The sequence below is a fragment of the Allobosea sp. CRIB-10 genome, from assembly GCF_900112185.1.
Classification (GTDB): domain Bacteria; phylum Pseudomonadota; class Alphaproteobacteria; order Rhizobiales; family Beijerinckiaceae; genus Allobosea.
In genome coordinates this window covers 1-1,007 of sequence record NZ_FOKP01000073.1, presented here as the reverse complement: position 1 = coordinate 1,007, position 1,007 = coordinate 1, and the positions used below count along the sequence as shown (strand labels likewise).

Sequence of the window (1,007 nt, the reverse complement as noted above, 5' to 3'; positions counted from 1 at the left end):
CGCCTCTCGGCAACCGTCTCGACGATCCAGGTGACGGCCTGCGATGTCGGCATCGCGGCGCGCGAGATCAACATGGGCGCCGACGATCTGTCGAAGCGGACCGAGGAGCAGGCTTCCTCGCTCGAGGAGACCGCGGCCACCACCGAGGAACTCGCAGCTTCGGTCAAGGCCTCGGCCCAGGGCGCGCGCCAGGCGGCTGCGGTTGCCGAGGAGGCGATGAAGGCGGCCCAGGCAGGCGGCGCCATCGCCGGCGAGGCGGTCAGCGCCATGGCCCGGATCGAGGAGGCCTCGCGCAAGATCTCCGACATCATCCGGGTGATCGACGACATCGCCTTCCAGACCAACCTGCTCGCGCTGAATGCCGCCGTCGAGGCGGCCCGCGCCGGCGATGCCGGCAAGGGCTTCGCCGTCGTCGCCTCGGAAGTGCGCACGCTGGCGCAGCGCTCCAGCGAGGCGGCCAAGGATATTTCGGGCCTGATCTCCTCGTCGAACAGCGAGGTCGAGGCCGGGGTGAAGCTGGTGCGCCGGGCCGGCGAGTCGCTGGAGACGATCCTGGCGGCCTCGCAGAAGGTCACCGGCACGATCCAGGAGATCTCGGCGGCCTCGGCCGAGCAGGCCCATGGCATCGACGAGATGAGCCAGGCGGTCGCCCATCTCGACGAGATGACCCAGGCCAACGCGGCGCTGGCCGAGCAGAGCGCCGCCTCGGCCGGGGCGCTGACCGGGCGGATCGGCGAGCTCAACACGCTGGTGGCGAGCTTCCGCACCGGCAATGGGGCCGGCGTTACGATGGCCGCTGGAGCGGCGTCTTCCGGAGCCGGGGCGCGCCCTGCCGCTCGTCTTGCTTCGCGGGCCCCGGCACGTCCCGTCGCTGCCGCGCCGCACATGGCCGGCCCGGCCGACCGCGGTAGCGGTCGCGACTCCGAGCCGGAGCGCCTGCGCCAGCTCGCCGAGGCCGCCTTCGCCCAGAGCAAGGCCGCGCCTGCACCAGCCCGCAAGGCCGCCAA

At 72.7% G+C, this 1,007-nt stretch carries 1 protein-coding gene; it reads left to right on the top strand.

Going from position 1 to position 1,007, the window contains the following annotated elements; all coding sequences use genetic code 11:
* The coding region (locus BMZ69_RS30945; RefSeq protein WP_244543633.1) for a methyl-accepting chemotaxis protein at positions 1 to 1,007 on the top strand (1,007 nt) is incomplete at both ends.